This is a genomic window from Olivibacter sitiensis DSM 17696, assembly GCF_000427965.1.
Taxonomy (GTDB): domain Bacteria; phylum Bacteroidota; class Bacteroidia; order Sphingobacteriales; family Sphingobacteriaceae; genus Olivibacter; species Olivibacter sitiensis.
Window position 1 is genome coordinate 24,395 of sequence record NZ_ATZA01000035.1, and the last position, 17,244, is coordinate 41,638.

Genomic DNA, 17,244 nt, shown 5'->3' on the forward strand with positions numbered 1-17,244 from the left:
ATAGAGAACTAAGCAAATTTCAATTTAAAACTATTTAAACAATGAAAAAATCAATCATCGCGATATTATTCGTCATAGTGGGTATGCAATTGTCTTTCGCCCAAAGCTCTTCAACCGAACAGGAGCTTAAAGAGCTCTCCAAAGCCAAATGGCAATGGATGGCGGATAAGAACGTGGACAAACTGGCTTCACTTTTTCACGATAAGTCGAAATTTGTCCACATGAGCGGAACCTGGAAAAAGGAAGAGGAGCTCGACATTATTAAAACAGGAAGCATCTGGTACAAAAATGCGGATGTGCACGACGTTGCCGTAGAAGTTGTTGGCGATGTCGCCGTCCTTTGGAACCGCATTACCTTGGATGCCGTGGTTCGGGAAAACGTTGCGGTGACAGAGTTTACCGTGACGGAAGTTTATAAAAAGGAAGACGACGGCTGGAAATTGTTGGTCTTCACCTTCAGCAGTGTTCGGGACACGCATAAGATTAAGCATTAACCGAAATAAAGAAACCCGTTTTGCGGAGGTTAATCCCTCAGAAGGGACGGTTGATTATGGGAACAGGGCTTTTCAGCCCTGTTTTTTATTATTCTATCTTTTTGTCGCTTTCGTTCCTGCCTAAAGCCCGGAATTCATTAGGGCTCAGTCCGACCATTTTTTTAAAGAACCGGGAAAAATGTTGTGGATATTTAAAGCCCAGCTCAAAAGCGATCTCATTAATGGACTTATCCTTATCGCTGATCCTATTTTTGGCTTCCTCGACTATCCTGTTATGAATATATTCCTGCGCGGATATTCCCGTTTCCTTCTTGATCAGGTCTCCAAAATAATTTGGTGATCGGTGTAGCCGGTCTGCAAAATAAGCTACCATCGGAATTCCGATTTCGTAGATATTTCCCGAGGAAAGGTAATCATTGAGCAAAAGATCAAACCGTTTTAAAATACCTTTAGAGCTATCTTCATACGATACCGTTTGGCGGTCATAGCATCGCAGGCAATAATTCAGGAGACGTTCTATGTGGGAGACAATGAGCTTTTTACTGTGCTTATCCATAGCGTTTTCCAGTTCCAGTTCAATGCTTCCAAAGCAGTCAGAGATCAGCTGGCATTCGTCCGGCATCAGGTTTAAGGATGTATGGGTAGCATAACCGTAAGCATTCCATTCCCTGATGGTATCTGCCAATGAGGTTCCCGGTACCAGATCGGGATGGAAGACCAATGTATGTTTCATGGACATATCCGGTTCGATCGTTTGTTCCGTCGCCTGTCCCGGGAAAATAACCGATAGGGCTCCCTTTTGATTTTCATGGTACGACAGCGCTATGCAGTATAGGCCCAGATGTAACCTGCAATCAGACTCTAAGGCTAAGGGGGTCCGTTTCACCAGACTGACCAGCGAATGCCTTGTTTCAATGTTGTAGAAATCGTTGAAGGCGCGGATTGTGTTTACGTTGATCGTGTTTTCCATAGTGCAGGCCCCACTGTTACATCAAAGAACACCCTTGCATGAAGAACTGTATCGGATAAATTCCTGTGCACTGAATGCCGCTTGCGAGATGGAACAAGGTCACGCTATTATCACTATGCTGTATGTCTGCTATTCTCATAAAATGTTATAATCTTATGAAGCAAACTTCTGAAAATTAGGCCATGCCTATTTATATTGACGGATTAAAACGAAAAACTTAGGTCTAAAGACGAAAAAGCGAACGCTGTCGTCGCGGCGATTTAGCCATTGACGATCCATTCCTTAAATTCTGCTGCTCTGTTTTTACTGATGTAGATCCGTTCGGGAGTCTCGGTGTCCAATGTAATGAAAAGTCGGTTGTCGAACCAGATCGTTATGTTTTTCACGGCACTGCGGGCAATGATATATTGTTTGTTGGCACGGTAAAAATCCGACGGGTTCAAGGAGGAAAATATCTGATCCAATGTTCTGGAAAAGGGATGGTTATTCCCGTCCTTTAGATAGATATGCGTGTTCCTATCGGTTGTATAGAAACAGGAAACCTGCCCGAGATCGACAGGCAGTAACTGGTCCTTGACCGGAACCAGGATCTTGTCCCTGTAGCGTGCTTCGGGTGTCAGTTTTGCGACCTGCGACAGATATGCGGTGATATCGGCCGGCGACCATTTACTGAATTTATGCAGTGCCCGCTCAAGATCACTGTTTTTTATAGGTTTGAGCAGGTAATCGATGCTGTTGACCTTAAATGCTTCGATAGCATACTCATCGAAAGCCGTTGTGAAAATAATCGGCACCTCGACATCGATCTGGTCAAATATCAAAAATGCCGAACCATCAGAAAGATGGATATCCATCAATATCAGATCAGGGACAGGGTTTTTCTTTAACCATTTAACGGTCTGACCGACACTTTCCGTATTACCAAGGACCTGTATCGTGGGGTCGATCTCCCGCAGAATCTCCAGTAGGCTTTCATAAGCGGCTGTTTCATCTTCTACAATCAGTACCCTCATAAGATAATCACTTTAACGGTAAATAAACGGTAAATGTTTCTCCATTATCGGCTACCTGGATAGGTTTGTTCATCAATAGCAAAAAACGGCTTTCCAGATTCTTCAGGCCGGTTCCGTTGGTTACCGGAGCAACCAGTTTAGGATAGATAGGACTGGTAACAACCAACTCATTTCTATCATTGGAATATATATCGATCGTCATCTTATGATCGCTGTCTATCATGTTATGCACCACCACGTTTTCCAAAAGTGGAAGAATGGAAAGCACCGGCAGTCTGGCCGTTAGCTTGCTGCTATCTACGTTAACGTTGTAATCCAGTTTATTTGCAAAACGGACTTCCATCATATAGCGGAAAGCATCCACAAAGGCCAGCTCTTCCTCCAAGGTTACCATTCCTTTTTTGTCGCTCTGCAGTATGTACCGGAAAACATCCGAAAGTTTGCCCACGTAGGTCAGCGTCATCCTATCGTCCTTTTTCCGGATGAGCGATGTCAGGCCATTGAGCGAATTGAAGAAGAAGTGCGGATTGATCTGGTTGGTCAGCGCATCATACCGGCTCTGTAGATTCTTGACTGTCAATTCCTCAATCTGCTTTTCCTTTTTTCTTTTCTCCGTGTAGAGCATAACGATATGCCCCAGGAGCGTACTGAGGACAGAGACAACAAGCACCTGAAAAAGTACGAGACTGCCAAAATGCCTTACCTTGGTAAAGACAAAAAATGAAATGGCTCCGTAAAGAGCATAGGCAACAATCGATATCAGAACGCTGTACCCCAATCTCTTTTTAAAAGGGGCGGTACTTAGATGATTGAGGTTGTACCTGACCAGGATAAAAATCAGTCCGATAAAAAAAATATAACGGAATAAGAAAAATAGGATATGACCCGTCCTATCTCCGCTGTCAAGCCATTTTAATTCAAAGGGCAGCCAGGTTATATCAGGGTATATAACAAAAATTGCTGATACGGCACTGATCAGCAGTAGCTGCCACCAATTGTATTTCCTTAACAAATTACGCCTTCACCTTTCATATTCAATAAAAACTATTTTGTGTTAAAAGTACGCTATTATATCCCCAAAAAGTACCTGAAGCCGAGCAAAGCGAAAAATGAACGACGAACACGAAAATGAGTTCCGATAAGCACATGATTTTTCAGTTAAATATTACCATTCAAATTTACCAATTGTTCCTTAAATGAACACCGCTCCTTCGCAAATCAGTAAAAATGGTAGCATTATCCGTAATTTATATACGGATCAGGCCCAACTTGTTTTCGAACTTTGTCCTATTGTTAAAAAAAGAAAGGCAGCGCCAGAAATATTTACAAATAGGGATTGTTGCAACAGCTCTCGCTTTAGGAACTTCCTGCAACAATCCCCGGAAAAGAAAATAATATTTAAAAAAAGGGTTTATATCATTTAAAAAATATAGTTATGGATAGTAAAAATCGCAGGGACTTCTTAAAAAAAGGAGCGTTTTTTGGAACAGCCCTATTAGCGACTTCCGCATTGGGTGCTATTCCCGCCGGATGCAGCGGTGCTGCGGATAAGGAAAACAACAACAGTGGAAACGGTAAAGGAAGCGGAAAACCCAAAACCAGAACCTTAGGTTCAGGAGCACACAGCATGGAAGTGTCCGCTCTTGGTCTGGGCTGTATGGGCATGAGCTATCACCGTAGCTTTATTCCCGATAAACAGGCAATGATAACTTTAATCCGTAGAGCTGCTGACTTAGGTGTCAATCTCTTTGATACAGCGGAAGCCTATGGACCTTTTACCAATCAGGAACTGGTCGGAGAGGCAATTGAGCCGATCCGTAAGGATATCCTCATTGCCACGAAATTCGGCTTTAAGGAGGGTAAACCTGAGATAGGACTTGATAGCCGTCCCGAAAGTATCAGAAAAGCCGTAGAACATGCACTCAAAAGTTTAAGGACCGATTATATAGATTTGCTGTATCAGCACCGCATAGACCCGAATGTGCCTATTGAAGATGTTGCCGGAACGGTAAAAGACCTGATAGCGGAAGGCAAGGTAAAGCACTTTGGCATGAGTGAACGGGATTTCAGTCAAACTGAAAATGGAATTGAATTGATCCGCAAGGCTCATGCCGTGCAACCTGTAACCGCTTTGCAGAGTGAATATTCCACCATGACACGACAGCCTGAAAAGGAAGTGTTAAATCTGTGCGAAGAACTGGGAATAGGTTTCGTTCCCTACAGTCCGCTAAGCCGGGGCCTTATCTCGGGCTATATCAACGAACGGACAAAGTACAACCCTACCAATGACAACAGGATATCGCTCCCACGTTATACGCCCGAAATCATTATCGCCAACTGGCCGATCATTGATATCCTAAAAGAATTTGGTGATCATAGAGGTCTAACTGTTGCACAGGTCGCTTTAGCCTGGCTATTGGCACAAAAGCCATTTATCGTTCCTGTTCCGGGCACGACCAAACTGGCGCACTTACAGGAAAATATGTGGTCGGCGGATTACGAATTTACCGCAGATGAACTGAAAGTGTTAACGGATGATCTGTCAGCAGTGGAAATAAGAGGTGAACGTTACACCACAGGATATCCAACAACCAAATAAATAGCATGGCATCCTGATGGATAGTTGATTAATTAATTCCCTAAAAGAAAAAAATGGGGCTGTATCATTTCGGTAAAACCCCATTTTTCATCAATTCAGATTCCTATACTCGTTCGGCGTATAACCGACACGTTGCTTAAACAGCCTGCTAAAATGTTGGGGATATTTAAAGCCCAGTTCGTAAGCAATCTCATTGATGGTTTTCTCGCTGTCAAAAATTTTGTTCTTCGCAATATCAATAATCTTGTTCTGGATATATTCCTGCGCTGTTTTGCCCGTCTCCTTTTTGATCAGGTCACCAAAGTAGTTTGGCGACAAATGGAGTGCATCGGCAAAGTAAGCCACCGATGGCAATCCGATGCTGTAAGGTTTCTCGGAAGCAAAAAAGCTGTTCAATTCTTCTTCAAATCTTTCCAGTATGCCCTTATTGATATGTTCCCGGGTAATGAACTGCCGGTCATAGAACCGTTCGCAATAGTTCAGGAACAGCTCGATATTGGAAGCGATCAGCCGTTTGCTGTGCTTATCAACTGCGTGGCTCAGTTCACTTTCGATCTTGGAGAAACAGTCAAACACGATCTTGCGTTCCTTTTTGGATAGGTGGAGTGCCTCATTCGTATTGTAACCGAAGAAACTGTATTCATCCAATGTCTTGGCCAGAGCGGTGCCCTTGATCAGGTCGGGATGAAATACCAGCGCATGTCCCATCGGTTGATAGATATCCACTTTGTTCTCTACGTCAATGACCTGTCCCGGAGAAATAAAGACCAGGGTACCTTCCTCGTAGTCATAATAGTTGCATCCGTATTTTAAATCACCGCAGTGTATCTCTTTCAGGAAAATACAGTATAGCCCGAAAGTCATCCGCGATCCCGTTCTCTTATTTGCTTTTGAGAAATCGATGATACTGACCAGTGGGTGCAGCGTTTCGTGGTTATTGAAATCGTTGTACTGGCTTACCGTATCAAAATTATATGCCTGTTCCATAGCCGTTATATTTTATCTAACAAAAATAGGCATTCTTACAGACTGATAATCAAAACAGAGGTGCAATCAGTAATATTGGTAGCAAAAACCGTAATCCGTATACCATAATACCTCCTGTCAGTTCTGAAATTTGTACCGATAAAAAAAATCAGGACGATAATCATGAAGGGAAATACAGTTTCAATGGAAGAAAGTCACAGATCAAATATATTTTTTTTAGCCGCTTTGGGCAGCCTCATGGCTTTTACATCTCTTTCAACGGATATGTATCTTCCCGCATTGCCCGAAATGCAAAAAGATCTTCACGGGAACATGGAACTGACGATCACCGGCTTTCTTATCGGGTTCTCGCTGGCACAGATTTTTTGGGGGCCGATCAGCGACAGGTTTGGCAGGAAGCGTCCCCTTATCCTGGGTATGCTTTTATTCATTATCGGTACCATTGGCTGTGCGATGTCGTATAATATTTCGCACATGATCTTTTGGCGGGTTGTACAGGCGTTTGGTGGATGCACAGGCCCAATGATCTCCAGGGCAATGGTACGTGATATGTTCGGCATTAACAAAGCAGCGCAGATGCTGTCCACTTTGATGATCATCATGGCCGTTGCACCCATTATAGGACCCCTTCTGGGAGGCCAATTGCTGAAGATAAGCTCTTGGCGCAGTATCTTCTGGTTCCTTGCGGTTGTCGGCGTACTGATGCTGGTCTGTATTATACGCTTACCCGAGACGTTGCCTCCCCAAAAACGTCAGGATACTTCGCTGGGCAACACCTTTCTAAAGTATAAACAGCTCCTGTCCAACCGGAAGTTCATGAAATACACGTTGTGTGTCACCTTCTTTTATGTAGGCGCTTATGCGTTCATTGCCGGTTCCCCATTTGTTTACATTACTTATTTCGGGGTTGAACCCCAATATTTCGGTTTGTTATTCGCATTGAATATCCTTGGACTCATGGGGCTCAGCTTTGCCAACAGAAGGCTGATAACCCGTTACAAACTTGACACATTGTTACGCGCAGCATCTTTCATAGCCATGGTTGCAGGTATCATACTGGCCGTTTTGGTAAAATCGGATATATCGGGCATATACGGTGTGCTGACCGCCGTGTTTTTCTTTTTTTCCATGAACGGGATTATCGCGGCCACCGCTACCGCCTCAGCACTGGACGGCGTGCCGGAAATGGCCGGCACTGCATCGGCACTGCTGGGTTCTCTCCAATATGGCAGTGGAATACTTTCTACGGTTTTACTGGCTTTGTTCGGAGACGGAACTCCATGGACAATGAGCTGGATTATCGCCCTGTTTACCATAGCCTGTGCAGCAATGGCATTCCTGAAGAATGAGGAAATCCCTGCCGGCTAAAGGCTGAAAGAAAACTTAAACATTGGTCGACCTGTTATTTTGGTAGAAGAAACAGTAATCTGTATACTAATTAACAGGTTTTTAATCAGGAACTTTGTAAAATCGAAATTCTTATTAAATAAAGAGATTAAAAAAATAACGAAATGAAGACAGTTAAGTTGAACAACGGAGTGCAAATGCCGATCTTAGGATTTGGTGTTTTCCAGATACCGGATCCCGCCGAATGTGAAAGGGCGGTCATAGATGCTATTGAAACAGGTTACAGGCTGATTGATACGGCAGCTTCCTACCTGAATGAAACTCCCGTAGGCAACGCAATCAAAAATAGTGGAATTGCCAGGGAAGAACTGTTCATTACCACCAAGCTTTGGGTGCAGGACACCGGCTACGAAAAAACGAAAGCAGCCTTTCAAAAGTCGCTGGACAAGCTGAAACTGGACTACCTTGACCTGTATCTTATCCACCAGCCCTATGGTGATATTTTCGGGTCGTGGAGAGCCATGCAGGAATTGTACCATGAAGGAAAGGTCAAGGCTATCGGCGTTGCCAACTTCCAGCCCGACAGAATGATCGACCTGATCATAAATAGTGGTTTTACCCCGGCCATTAACCAGATTGAAACCCATCCGTTCCACCAACAGGCTGAAAACCAAAAATTCCTTTCAGAAAATAATGTACAGATACAGTCATGGGGGCCATTCGCGGAAGGAAAGAATAACATATTCCACAATGAGGTACTGTCGGCTATAGGCGAAAAATACAATAAATCGGTAGCGCAGGTAATCCTCGGATGGTTGATCCAAAGAGATGTTATCGCTATCCCAAAATCGGTAAGAAAAGAAAGAATGGCGGAGAATTTCAACATTTTCGATTTTGAGCTCGCTGCGGAAGATATGCAAGCCATAGCCGCCTTAGATACAAATGCAAGTTTGTTCTTTGACCACAGAGATCCGGCAATGGTAAAATGGTTGAGCGAACGTAAACTGGATCTATAACCTTAAAAACACAGCAATGGATCGTCGTACCATCTTAAAAACAGCGGGACTTGCCGTGGCAGGAAGTATCCTGCTACCTCTTGGTTCTTCTGCGGAACCTTCAAATACAGGTTTGCAGCGCAGTGATAAGTCAAAACAGTTTGCTCCCGGCAGGCGAAAACTTGGAAAAACGCTTGAAGTTTCCAGCGTTGGCCTCGGGGTGCAGAATATGAGCCGAACGTATCAGACCACCATTCCCTTGCGCTCCGAAATGCATAATATCATCCGCACGGCATTTGACAAGGGCGTTACCTTTTTTGATGCTGCCGAAGCCTATGGCCCCTGGGAAGTAGAGCGTATTCTGGGCGAAGGGATCAAGCCCTTTCGGGATAAGGTAAAAGTTGCCACGAAGTTTGGCTGGAACATTGACCAGCAAACCGGCAGATGGCAACCAGGTCTGAACAGCAAGCCCGAACAAATCAGGAAAGTGGTGGAAAATATGCTGAAACGGCTCCAGACAGACCGTATCGATCTGCTCTACCAACACCGTGTTGACCCCAATGTGCCGATCGAGGATGTTGCAGGAACGATCCAGGAACTTATCAAAGAAGGGAAAGTATTGCATTACGGCCTTTGCGAACCTGGGCTACAAACGGTCAGACGCGCACACGCTGTTCATCCGGTTACGGCCATTCAGAATGAATATTCCCTGATCTGGCGCGGGCCGGAAGAAACGATTATCCCGCTTTGTGAGGAATTGGGCATCGGCCTGGTGCCGTGGAGCCCTCTTGGGGTTGGTTTTCTTACCGGGGCCATAGACGCAGGTACGAGGTTTGCCCAGGGCGATATCCGTGGCAATGAAACCCGCTTCTCACCGGAGAACCTGCCCGGTAACCTTGCACTGGTGGAGTTATTGAAAAAATGGGCTGCGCAGAAGCAGGCTACGCCGGGGCAAATCGCCCTGGCCTGGCTTCAGGCACAGAAACCGTGGATCGTCCCTATACCCGGTACCACACAAATGGCCCACATGCTGGAAAACAGTGATGCTGACCAAGTGAAGTTTATGGCTGATGAACTTGTAGCATTTAATGATGAGCTGAATAAAATTCAGATCAAAGGCGAAAGGCTACCAGCAGGAGTCTTGGCTCTTTCTGGAGTTGAAGCACCGATAAAAAAATAATAAGGATAACTTCTTACTAAAAGTAAATATAAAATGATATCAAAAAGAATATTAGGAAACAGCGGACTAGAAGTGTCGGCGCTTGGATTGGGCTGTATGGGGCTCAGTTTTGGCTATGGTCCCGCTACCGATAAGCATGAAGCTATAAAATTGATCAGGGCAGCATTTGATGCAGGCATCACCTTTTTCGATACTGCAGAATGTTACGGCCCTTTTACCAACGAAGAACTATTAGGCGAAGCACTTGCACCTTTTCGGGAAAAAGTGGTTATCGCTACCAAATTTGGTTTTGAAGACGGTGATTCAAAAAAAGGACTGGACAGTAGTCCGGCAAGGATCAGAGCAGTCGTAGAAGCTTCTTTGAAAAGGTTAAAGACAGACTATATTGATCTGTTCTACCAACACAGGGTAGATCCAAATGTACCGATGGAAGAGGTTGCAGGTACGGTAAAAGATCTGATCGGCGAGGGTAAGGTAAAGCATTTTGGTTTATCCGAAGCCGGAGTGGAAAGTATCCGAAAGGCTCACTCCGTACAACCCGTTACTGCATTGCAGAGCGAATACTCTCTATTTTTCCGTGAACCTGAAAAAGAAATTATTCTTACGTTGGAGGAACTTGGAATCGGCTTTGTACCATTCAGTCCTTTGGGCAAGGGTTTCTTAACAGGTGCCATTGACGGGACTACAAGGTTCGATCCTACGGATTTCAGGAACACCGTACCCCGTTTCTCCGAAGAGAACCGGAAAGCAAACCAGGCACTGGTAGATTTAGTAAAGACCATCGCAATCGATAAGGAGGCAACTCCGGCGCAGATCGCACTGGCCTGGCTGCTGGCACAAAAGCCTTGGATCGTGCCTATTCCGGGCACGACAAAGCTCCACCGTTTGCAGGAAAACATCGGAGCCATACATGTCAATTTAAGTGAGGCTGAATTGAACGACATTGCAAAGGCATTGGAACACATTGAAATCGTCGGGGCAAGATATTCCGCACAATTACAGGACAGGGTTGGCAAGTAAAACAGAGCAGACCGCTTATTTTTGTCTGTTGAAAGCATATCATCCGGCCGAAAAATGTAAATTAGTAACAATTACCAAGAAAATATAGACACATGGAAAATAGACAAAAGAGCAAAAAGGTCTGGGTGGCTCTCGCAATACCTTCGTTATTGCTCGGCGGCGCGCTTTGCTTTTCATCCTGTAATACCATAAACGAAAACAACAGTAACAGCATGAATATTAAAGAACAGGGCAGTTTTATGGTAGGCGGTACAAAGACTACCCAGCCAGGCACATTCAATGTGGACAGCGCCTTAAATCCACAGGGACAGACCTTTCACAGCGACCACGCCTATGCGTTCTACCAGATTCCGGAAAATGCGAATAAACTTCCGTTGGTTTTCCTGCATGGAGCGGGAGAATCCAAAAAACATGGGAAACCACACCCGATGGACGGGAAGGCTTCCAGAATATCTTTCTCCGCAGAAAGTTCCCGGTTTACCTGCTGGATCAGCCCAGACGTGGCGATGCCGGCAGGAGTTCCGTTGAGGCGACCATAAAACCGACTGCGGACGAACAGTTCTGGTTCACGCAGTTCAGGCTCGGTAACTATCCCGACTATTTTTCCAATGTCCAGTTTCCAAAAGATGACGCTTCGCTGGAGCAGTTCTTCCGGCAGATGACCCCGAACACGGGCGATTTTGATGCAAAGGTTATCACGGACGCCGTTTCCGCATTGTTCGACAAGATAGGTGAAGGCATACTGGTTACACATTCCCAGGGCGGTGGGCCGGGCTGGATGACAGGCATCAAAAACGATAAGGTGAAAGCCATTGTAGCTTATGAACCGTACAGTGGTTTTATGTTTCCGGAGGGCGAATTGCCACAACCCATAAACTCAACCGGGCTTTTCGGCGCGCTCAGCGGTGTGGAAATACCCCTGGAGGACTTCAAAAAACTAACACGGATTCCCATTGTGGTTTATTATGGCGATAACATCGCCAAAGAACCTACCAACGTATGGAATATGGACCACTGGCGTTCCGGGCTTGAAATGGCAAGGCTATGGGCCGCGGCTGTCAATAAACACGGTGGAGATGCAAAAGTGGTACATCTGCCGGAAGTAGGTATTGAAGGCAATACGCACTTTGCGTTTTCTGATTTGAATAATATAGCGGTAGCCGACGAACTATCAAAATGGCTGAAGGAAAAAAGATTGGATGAATGATTTCATTTTGGAGAGCCCCTGGCATATTTGCCAGCGTACCTTAAGCCAACGCTTTAAAAAAATATTTCTTTGGAAAAGCTGGAATAGACAAGATGAACTTAGCTAAGTTCATAGAGAATTAAAGCTATGTAAAGCAGGATATAATTCCTGCTTTTTTATGTTCCGTTAGTGCGGTGTAAGGCTAATCAGTAATATTGGTAGCAATTTCGGTAATCTGTATACCAAAATAATCAGATTGTATTAGGAAATTTGTATGTAAAGGTGTTAGAGATGAAAAAGTTAACAACGCATTGGCTGATGATATGTACGCTCCTGTTTACAATGACATCCTGCTCGCGGGCCGAACAGCCAGGTATAGAAAAAGAAGAACCGTCAACGGAAGAAAGTGATTCGTTGCAGGGAAAAAAGATATTGATCGTTTACCTCTCACGCACAAAGAATACCAAAGCCGTTGCGGAAATCATCCATAAGAAAGTGGGCGGCGATCTTGTCGCATTGGAACTGGTAACACCTTATCCGGAAAATTACCAGCAGATCGTAGCGCAGGTGTCCAAGGAAAATGACCAGGGCTATCTGCCACCGTTAAAAACGCAGATCGAGGAGATCAATCAATACGATGTGGTATTTCTTGGTTTTCCAACCTGGGGTATGCAGTTACCTCCACCGATAAAAAGCTTTTTGAACCAATACGATCTGAACGGAAAAACGGTCGTTCCATTTAATACCAATGCAGGTTACGGGATTGGCAGCAGCTTTGAAACGGTAAAGAAACTGTGTCCGGAGAGTAAAATACTGGAAGGATTTTCTACCAAAGGCGGTGTGGAAAGAGACGGGATTTTATACGTGATGGAAGGCGAAAAAGAAAAAGAGGTACAGGCAGAGGTACAAAATTGGCTGAAGAAAATAGGTTTGGTTAATTAATAAAAGGAGTAAAATGAACATACTGATATTAGGTGCGGCGGGAAGGATCGGAAGATTGCTTACAGCCGACCTTCTTGCACAGACCCCATATAATCTCGTGCTGTATGCAAAGAATGCAAATGCACGCTTGAAAGAAGAGAAATCCGAAAGGGTAAAATTAGTGGACGGAGACTTTAAGGATCCGGATGCTTTGAGCAGTGCTATGAACGGGGTTGACATCGTCTACGTCAATGATCTGGGCGATGACCGGTCTACCGCTACCATTATAGCGGCTATGAATAAAGCCGGAGTCAAACGTGTCATCGGAGCCTCCATCCTCGGTATTTATGACGAGGTTCCCGGAGAATTTGGCCGTTGGAACAAAAGAATGATCGGTAGTTCCCCTCGGATGCAGATGCAGATAAACTCTGCGCGTGCCATAGAGGATTCGGGGCTCGATTATACCCTGCTCAGGTTAACATGGCTCTATGACCAGGAAGGTAACCGGGATTATGTGCTGACGGAAAAAGGAGATCCCTTCAGAAGCACTCAGGTTACCCGGGAAGCAGTTTCCCAATTGATCGTTGACATCGTGATGGCCGGAGACGAACGTTTTGTCGGTAAAAGCCTGGGCGTGGGCGAACCGGACACCGAATGGGATAAACCATCCTTTTATTGATGAGGAACGTAAATAGATGAGAATGATAGGTTATCACATCATATTATTGTTTGCTGTATTTACTGCAAATTGCAGTTCCCCCGATGCATCCGTCTATGATGAGCCGCACAATGGAAGTGAAACTGAAGCCAATATATCCATGGATACGCATCTAACAATAAATAATCTTGTTCAGGATATTGCAGAGCATCCTGCGTTTAAGGGGTTTGGCGAACTGCTGCTGCCGAGCGACAATAATACGCGCTATTACAATACACCGATCAGTAATATCGGTGCGTTGATGCCCTACCACAATGCTGTTCATCCGGAAGAAGAGGTAGCGGCATTAAATCGTTTGATCAATGATGTGAACGACAACAAATCTGTTTTTTACAGCTTTTATAACGAGCAGCAGATAAAACAGGATCCCCGTAAAAGCAATACGGGTTTATTTTTCTATCGTGGGGATCCGGATGCGCCCTTTGCCATCGTCTGCCCGGGGGGCGGGTTTTCCTATGTCGGCTCACTGCACGAAGGGCTTCCACTGGCCTGGGAAATCAGCAAAAAGAAACTGAATGCTTTTGTGATCCGCTACAGGATCGGCAGTGAGCAATGGGCGACGGAAGACCTTGCTCAGGCAATACGTTTCATTTTTGACAACGCTTCTACATTAAAGGTAGACACAAAGAACTATTCCCTGTGGGGCGGATCGGCAGGTGCAAGAATGGTGGGCAATATAGCCTACTACGGCGTTAATGCCTCTGTCCAGGGGAATTATCCTGAACCCGCAACCGCAGTTATCGCCTATACCGGTCAATCTTTATACAGTGAGAATTTTCCTCCTACGTTTATAACCGTCAGCGCCAATGATCCGATAGCCAATGTCCGCGTTATGGAGAGACGGGCCGAAAATCTAAAAAATGCAGGTGTTACCGTTCGGTATGAGCGGTACGAAAGAGCGGGGCATGGGTTTGGCCTTGGAACAGGTACGGATGCAGCTGGCTGGTTGGACAAAGCCGTAGATTTTTGGAAAGAGCAGATGAAAAGGTAAACAGAAAAATGTCACTAATAATTTTTTCCATTATAAAACTATAAACAATATCGTTATGAAAGCATTAACAATCGCATTATTTTTCATCATTATGGGTGTACAGACATCATTTGCACAGCAATCTGCTGCCGATCAGGAAATCATCAAGCTCTCCAAAGACAAGTGGCAATGGATGGCCGATAAAAATGTGGAAGTACTGGACAATCTCTTTCACGAGAAATCCATGTTTGTGCACATGGGCGGATCATGGGGAAAGCAACAGGAATTGGATGTCATCAAAAGCGGGGGCATCTGGTACAAGAAAGCGGAAGTCTATTCGGTGACCGTGAACATCATCGGCAATACTGCCATACTTTTAAATGACATCGATCTGGAAGCCGTAGTCGGCGGCAATACTGTTACTAATCCTTTTATGGTAACCGAAGTATATATTAAAGAAAACGGTGAATGGAAAATGGGATCATTGACGTTCTCCCGTTTGATGCGTCCGGTAAAAATGAATGGCGATAACAACCAACAGTCAGCACCACAATCAAAGCAATAGCGGATAAAATTTGATGTGGATGTTAACGAAAATCAAAATGAATAGATTACTTTTTAATAGCAGAAGCCTTTTCCTCTGCATCACGGGCATTTCGCTTTGCATTGCCGGTTGTACATCTACCGACAAGCACGATAATACATGGTCTGACTACAAAGCCGACGCACATAGTTCCAGCTACTCATCGCTGGACCAGATCAATGTGTCTAACGTAAGCCAATTGGAAAATGTATGGACTTTCCAAATGGATGATTTACCACAAGGTCAGGATCCGGTCTCGAGTCAAAGCAATCCTATCATAGTTGATGGCGTCATGTATGTAAATTCCGGTAAGCAGACCGTTTATGCTATCGATGCGGCTACCGGGAAAGAAATTTGGTCGTGTAAGACGATAGAGGAAGGACAGCCCAGTGCCGCGAGCAGAGGCGTTACCTATTGGGAAAGTGGCGATGATCGAAGGATATTGTACTCTTCGGGTAATTATTTGATGGCGATTGATGCAAAAACTGGAAAGATCATCCCTTCGTTTGGAACTAATGGGAGAGTCAATTTGAACGAAGGGGTAAGAGATGATCCCGAAAAAATTTCACTTTCGCTTTCAACCCCGGGAAGGATCTTCAAAGATTTGATCATTGTCGGATTGAGAACACCGGATGCTTATAATGCTCCTCCCGGATATATCAGAGCTTATAACTGCAAGACGGGAAAATTAGCATGGACCTTTCACACCATTCCCCACCCAGGTGAACCCGGCTATGAAACCTGGCCGCCCGATGCGTATAAATATGCGGGTGGAGCCAATTGCTGGGCAGGGTTGAGTATTGATAGGACAAGAGGTATGGTTTTCCTGGCACTCGGATCACCTTCCTATGATTATTATGGTGCAGACAGAAAAGGAGAAAACCTTTTCGGCAACTGTGTCCTCGCCTTAGACGCTGCTACCGGTCACTACAAATGGCATTTCCAAACTGTGCATCATGATCTTTGGGATTATGATCTGCCCGCGCCGCCGAATTTAGTGACCATAAAAAAAGATGGAAAAGATGTTGATGCGGTCGCGCAGGTTACCAAGCACGGTTTTGTGTTTGTTCTTGACCGTGAAACCGGCACGCCACTCTACCCTGTGGAAGAGCGAAAAGTGCCTGCTTCAAACATGCCGGGTGAAGAAGCATGGCCTACCCAACCATTTCCGCTGAAACCAAAAGCGTTTGTGAAGCAATCTATGACCGAGGATGATCTGAACCATTACTCCGATACAGACCACCATGCTATCCTGGAAAAATTCAGGTCGGTAAGGTATGAGGGGCTGTTTACCCCTCCGGATTTAAAAGGTACATTATCATTGCCTGCCACAAGAGGGGGAGCGAATTGGGGCGGAGCAGCCTATGACCCTAACACATCATACCTGTATATCAGAGGCAATAATTTGCCGGAAATTATTACCATGGTTGATCTTGATAAACATTTTGCTGCCCGCGATAATTCCATTTTTGAAACGGGCCGGGCTGTTTACCTGAAAAATTGTTCAGCGTGCCATGGCGCTGAAATGAAAGGAGTTCCTCCTACATTCCCGGCATTGGCAGATATCAAGGACAAGATGAGTGAAAAAGAAGCGCTTGAAAAAACACGGATGGGAGGTGGTCAGATGCCTGCCTATAAAGGGGTATTAACCGCAGATGAAGAACAGGCTATCATTGCTTTTTTGTACGACAAGAAAGGTGGCCAGGCTACCGGGGCGACACCGGCAAAAGAGGGGAAAGCTGACGAAAGGACACCTGTGCGGTACGGAAACATTACGGGTTACCAAACTTGGTCCGACCCGAGTGGAAATCCTGCAATGAAAGGCCCTTGGAATACGTTGAGCGCACTCAATCTTTCAACAGGAGAATATGCGTGGCAGATTCCCGTGGGAAATGATGAAAAGCTACAGGAAAAGGGCGGCCCAATTACCGGATTACTGGCCCGGTCGGGTCCAATGGTAACAGCGGGAGGATTGGTATTTATCAGTGGCGCTGCCGACAAAAAACTGTGGGCATTTGACAAGAATACGGGCAAAATGGTTTGGGAAACATCTTTACCTGCTGCTAACAACGCCAATGTCTGCACATTCTCTATTGGCGGAAAACAGTTTGTTGCGCTGGGAGTGGGAGGTACAAAAGAACATCCATCGGGCTCCATTATGGCTTTTGCATTGCCGTAACTTGTTTTATCACATGAACAAGAGCGCTATCAGTTTATCAAAATGAGCGGATAAGAAATACCCGATCAAGAAAAATGAAATC

At 45.1% G+C, this 17,244-nt stretch carries 17 protein-coding genes; 13 read left to right on the forward strand and 4 right to left on the reverse strand.

The features are described 5' to 3' along the window. Window positions 1–41 precede the first annotated feature (41 nt). On the forward strand, window positions 42–494 hold the full coding sequence (locus tag A37S_RS0116490; RefSeq protein ID WP_028297944.1) for a nuclear transport factor 2 family protein: 453 nt from the start codon (window positions 42–44) through the stop codon (window positions 492–494). Between the two features lie 88 nt (window positions 495–582). Here A37S_RS0116490 and A37S_RS0116495 read toward each other — a convergent pair whose 3' ends face one another. The 3 genes from A37S_RS0116495 to A37S_RS0116505 form a co-directional block, all read right to left on the reverse strand. Continuing rightward, entirely contained in the window at window positions 583–1,464 is an 882-nt protein-coding gene (locus A37S_RS0116495) for a helix-turn-helix domain-containing protein (RefSeq protein ID WP_028297945.1), read from the reverse strand. Between the two features lie 260 nt (window positions 1,465–1,724). Then, window positions 1,725–2,477, reverse strand: coding sequence for a LytR/AlgR family response regulator transcription factor (locus A37S_RS0116500; protein WP_028297946.1), 753 nt, complete (start codon window positions 2,475–2,477; stop codon window positions 1,725–1,727). A 7-nt stretch (window positions 2,478–2,484) separates the two neighbouring features. Further along, the gene (locus tag A37S_RS0116505) at window positions 2,485–3,255 is read right to left on the reverse strand and encodes a sensor histidine kinase (RefSeq protein ID WP_245586408.1); all 771 of its coding nucleotides are present in this window, start codon (window positions 3,253–3,255) and stop codon (window positions 2,485–2,487) included. A gap of 657 nt (window positions 3,256–3,912) precedes the next feature. On the opposite strand from A37S_RS0116505, the gene A37S_RS0116515 reads away from it, so the two are divergent. Then, window positions 3,913–5,076, forward strand: a complete 1,164-nt coding sequence (locus A37S_RS0116515; RefSeq protein WP_084163944.1) for an aldo/keto reductase — start codon at window positions 3,913–3,915, stop codon at window positions 5,074–5,076. A 90-nt stretch (window positions 5,077–5,166) separates the two neighbouring features. Here the strand turns inward: A37S_RS0116515 and A37S_RS0116520 are convergent, their stop codons facing one another. Further along, on the reverse strand, window positions 5,167–6,063 hold the full coding sequence (locus A37S_RS0116520; RefSeq protein ID WP_028297950.1) for a helix-turn-helix domain-containing protein: 897 nt from the start codon (window positions 6,061–6,063) through the stop codon (window positions 5,167–5,169). A 183-nt stretch (window positions 6,064–6,246) separates the two neighbouring features. Between A37S_RS0116520 and A37S_RS0116525 the strand changes: the two genes are divergently transcribed. The 11 genes from A37S_RS0116525 to A37S_RS0116570 all read left to right on the forward strand — a co-directional run bounded on the left by A37S_RS0116525 (window position 6,247) and on the right by A37S_RS0116570 (window position 17,162). Next, the gene (locus A37S_RS0116525; protein WP_028297951.1) at window positions 6,247–7,431 is read left to right on the forward strand and encodes a multidrug effflux MFS transporter; all 1,185 of its coding nucleotides are present in this window, start codon (window positions 6,247–6,249) and stop codon (window positions 7,429–7,431) included. A 143-nt stretch (window positions 7,432–7,574) separates the two neighbouring features. Beyond that, on the forward strand, window positions 7,575–8,426 hold the full coding sequence (locus A37S_RS0116530; RefSeq protein ID WP_028297952.1) for an aldo/keto reductase: 852 nt from the start codon (window positions 7,575–7,577) through the stop codon (window positions 8,424–8,426). 208 nt (window positions 8,427–8,634) lie between these two features. Continuing rightward, complete coding sequence (locus tag A37S_RS0116535; RefSeq protein WP_245586409.1) at window positions 8,635–9,585, forward strand: aldo/keto reductase; 951 nt, start codon at window positions 8,635–8,637, stop codon at window positions 9,583–9,585. Window positions 9,586–9,621: 36 nt separating this feature from the next. Then, window positions 9,622–10,605: an aldo/keto reductase gene (locus A37S_RS0116540; protein ID WP_028297954.1), complete on the forward strand. Its 984-nt coding sequence runs from the start codon at window positions 9,622–9,624 to the stop codon at window positions 10,603–10,605. A 92-nt stretch (window positions 10,606–10,697) separates the two neighbouring features. After that, window positions 10,698–11,144, forward strand: coding sequence for a hypothetical protein (locus A37S_RS28025; RefSeq protein ID WP_245586410.1), 447 nt, complete (start codon window positions 10,698–10,700; stop codon window positions 11,142–11,144). A gap of 119 nt (window positions 11,145–11,263) precedes the next feature. Continuing rightward, on the forward strand, window positions 11,264–11,812 hold the full coding sequence (locus A37S_RS28030; RefSeq protein WP_245586411.1) for an alpha/beta hydrolase family protein: 549 nt from the start codon (window positions 11,264–11,266) through the stop codon (window positions 11,810–11,812). Between the two features lie 270 nt (window positions 11,813–12,082). Continuing rightward, window positions 12,083–12,733: a flavodoxin gene (locus A37S_RS0116550; protein ID WP_036602883.1), complete on the forward strand. Its 651-nt coding sequence runs from the start codon at window positions 12,083–12,085 to the stop codon at window positions 12,731–12,733. 13 nt (window positions 12,734–12,746) lie between these two features. Further along, on the forward strand, window positions 12,747–13,391 hold the full coding sequence (locus A37S_RS0116555) for an NAD(P)H-binding protein (RefSeq protein ID WP_028297956.1): 645 nt from the start codon (window positions 12,747–12,749) through the stop codon (window positions 13,389–13,391). A gap of 22 nt (window positions 13,392–13,413) precedes the next feature. Then, window positions 13,414–14,421 carry an alpha/beta hydrolase gene (locus A37S_RS0116560; protein WP_211229806.1) on the forward strand — a complete coding sequence of 336 codons (1,008 nt, stop codon included), beginning with the start codon at window positions 13,414–13,416 and terminating at the stop codon, window positions 14,419–14,421. Between the two features lie 55 nt (window positions 14,422–14,476). Then, window positions 14,477–14,965: a nuclear transport factor 2 family protein gene (locus A37S_RS25030; protein WP_051293244.1), complete on the forward strand. Its 489-nt coding sequence runs from the start codon at window positions 14,477–14,479 to the stop codon at window positions 14,963–14,965. A 37-nt stretch (window positions 14,966–15,002) separates the two neighbouring features. Continuing rightward, complete coding sequence (locus A37S_RS0116570) at window positions 15,003–17,162, forward strand: outer membrane protein assembly factor BamB family protein (RefSeq protein ID WP_036602885.1); 2,160 nt, start codon at window positions 15,003–15,005, stop codon at window positions 17,160–17,162. Window positions 17,163–17,244: the final 82 nt, after the last annotated feature.

What these genes read in the sequence shown, in the direction of transcription:
- A37S_RS0116490 (WP_028297944.1), top strand. Translation starts at nt 42, where the DNA reads ATGAAAAAATCAATCATCGCGATATTATTCGTCATAGTGGGTATGCAA.
- A37S_RS0116495 (WP_028297945.1), bottom strand. Translation starts at nt 1,464, where the DNA reads ATGGAAAACACGATCAACGTAAACACAATCCGCGCCTTCAACGATTTC.
- A37S_RS0116500 (WP_028297946.1), bottom strand. Translation starts at nt 2,477, where the DNA reads ATGAGGGTACTGATTGTAGAAGATGAAACAGCCGCTTATGAAAGCCTA.
- A37S_RS0116515 (WP_084163944.1), top strand. Translation starts at nt 3,913, where the DNA reads ATGGATAGTAAAAATCGCAGGGACTTCTTAAAAAAAGGAGCGTTTTTT.
- A37S_RS0116520 (WP_028297950.1), bottom strand. Translation starts at nt 6,063, where the DNA reads ATGGAACAGGCATATAATTTTGATACGGTAAGCCAGTACAACGATTTC.
- A37S_RS0116525 (WP_028297951.1), top strand. Translation starts at nt 6,247, where the DNA reads ATGGAAGAAAGTCACAGATCAAATATATTTTTTTTAGCCGCTTTGGGC.
- A37S_RS0116530 (WP_028297952.1), top strand. Translation starts at nt 7,575, where the DNA reads ATGAAGACAGTTAAGTTGAACAACGGAGTGCAAATGCCGATCTTAGGA.
- A37S_RS0116535 (WP_245586409.1), top strand. Translation starts at nt 8,635, where the DNA reads ATGAGCCGAACGTATCAGACCACCATTCCCTTGCGCTCCGAAATGCAT.
- A37S_RS28025 (WP_245586410.1), top strand. Translation starts at nt 10,698, where the DNA reads ATGGAAAATAGACAAAAGAGCAAAAAGGTCTGGGTGGCTCTCGCAATA.
- A37S_RS28030 (WP_245586411.1), top strand. Translation starts at nt 11,264, where the DNA reads ATGACCCCGAACACGGGCGATTTTGATGCAAAGGTTATCACGGACGCC.
- A37S_RS0116550 (WP_036602883.1), top strand. Translation starts at nt 12,083, where the DNA reads ATGAAAAAGTTAACAACGCATTGGCTGATGATATGTACGCTCCTGTTT.
- A37S_RS0116555 (WP_028297956.1), top strand. Translation starts at nt 12,747, where the DNA reads ATGAACATACTGATATTAGGTGCGGCGGGAAGGATCGGAAGATTGCTT.
- A37S_RS0116560 (WP_211229806.1), top strand. Translation starts at nt 13,414, where the DNA reads ATGATAGGTTATCACATCATATTATTGTTTGCTGTATTTACTGCAAAT.
- A37S_RS25030 (WP_051293244.1), top strand. Translation starts at nt 14,477, where the DNA reads ATGAAAGCATTAACAATCGCATTATTTTTCATCATTATGGGTGTACAG.
- A37S_RS0116570 (WP_036602885.1), top strand. Translation starts at nt 15,003, where the DNA reads ATGAATAGATTACTTTTTAATAGCAGAAGCCTTTTCCTCTGCATCACG.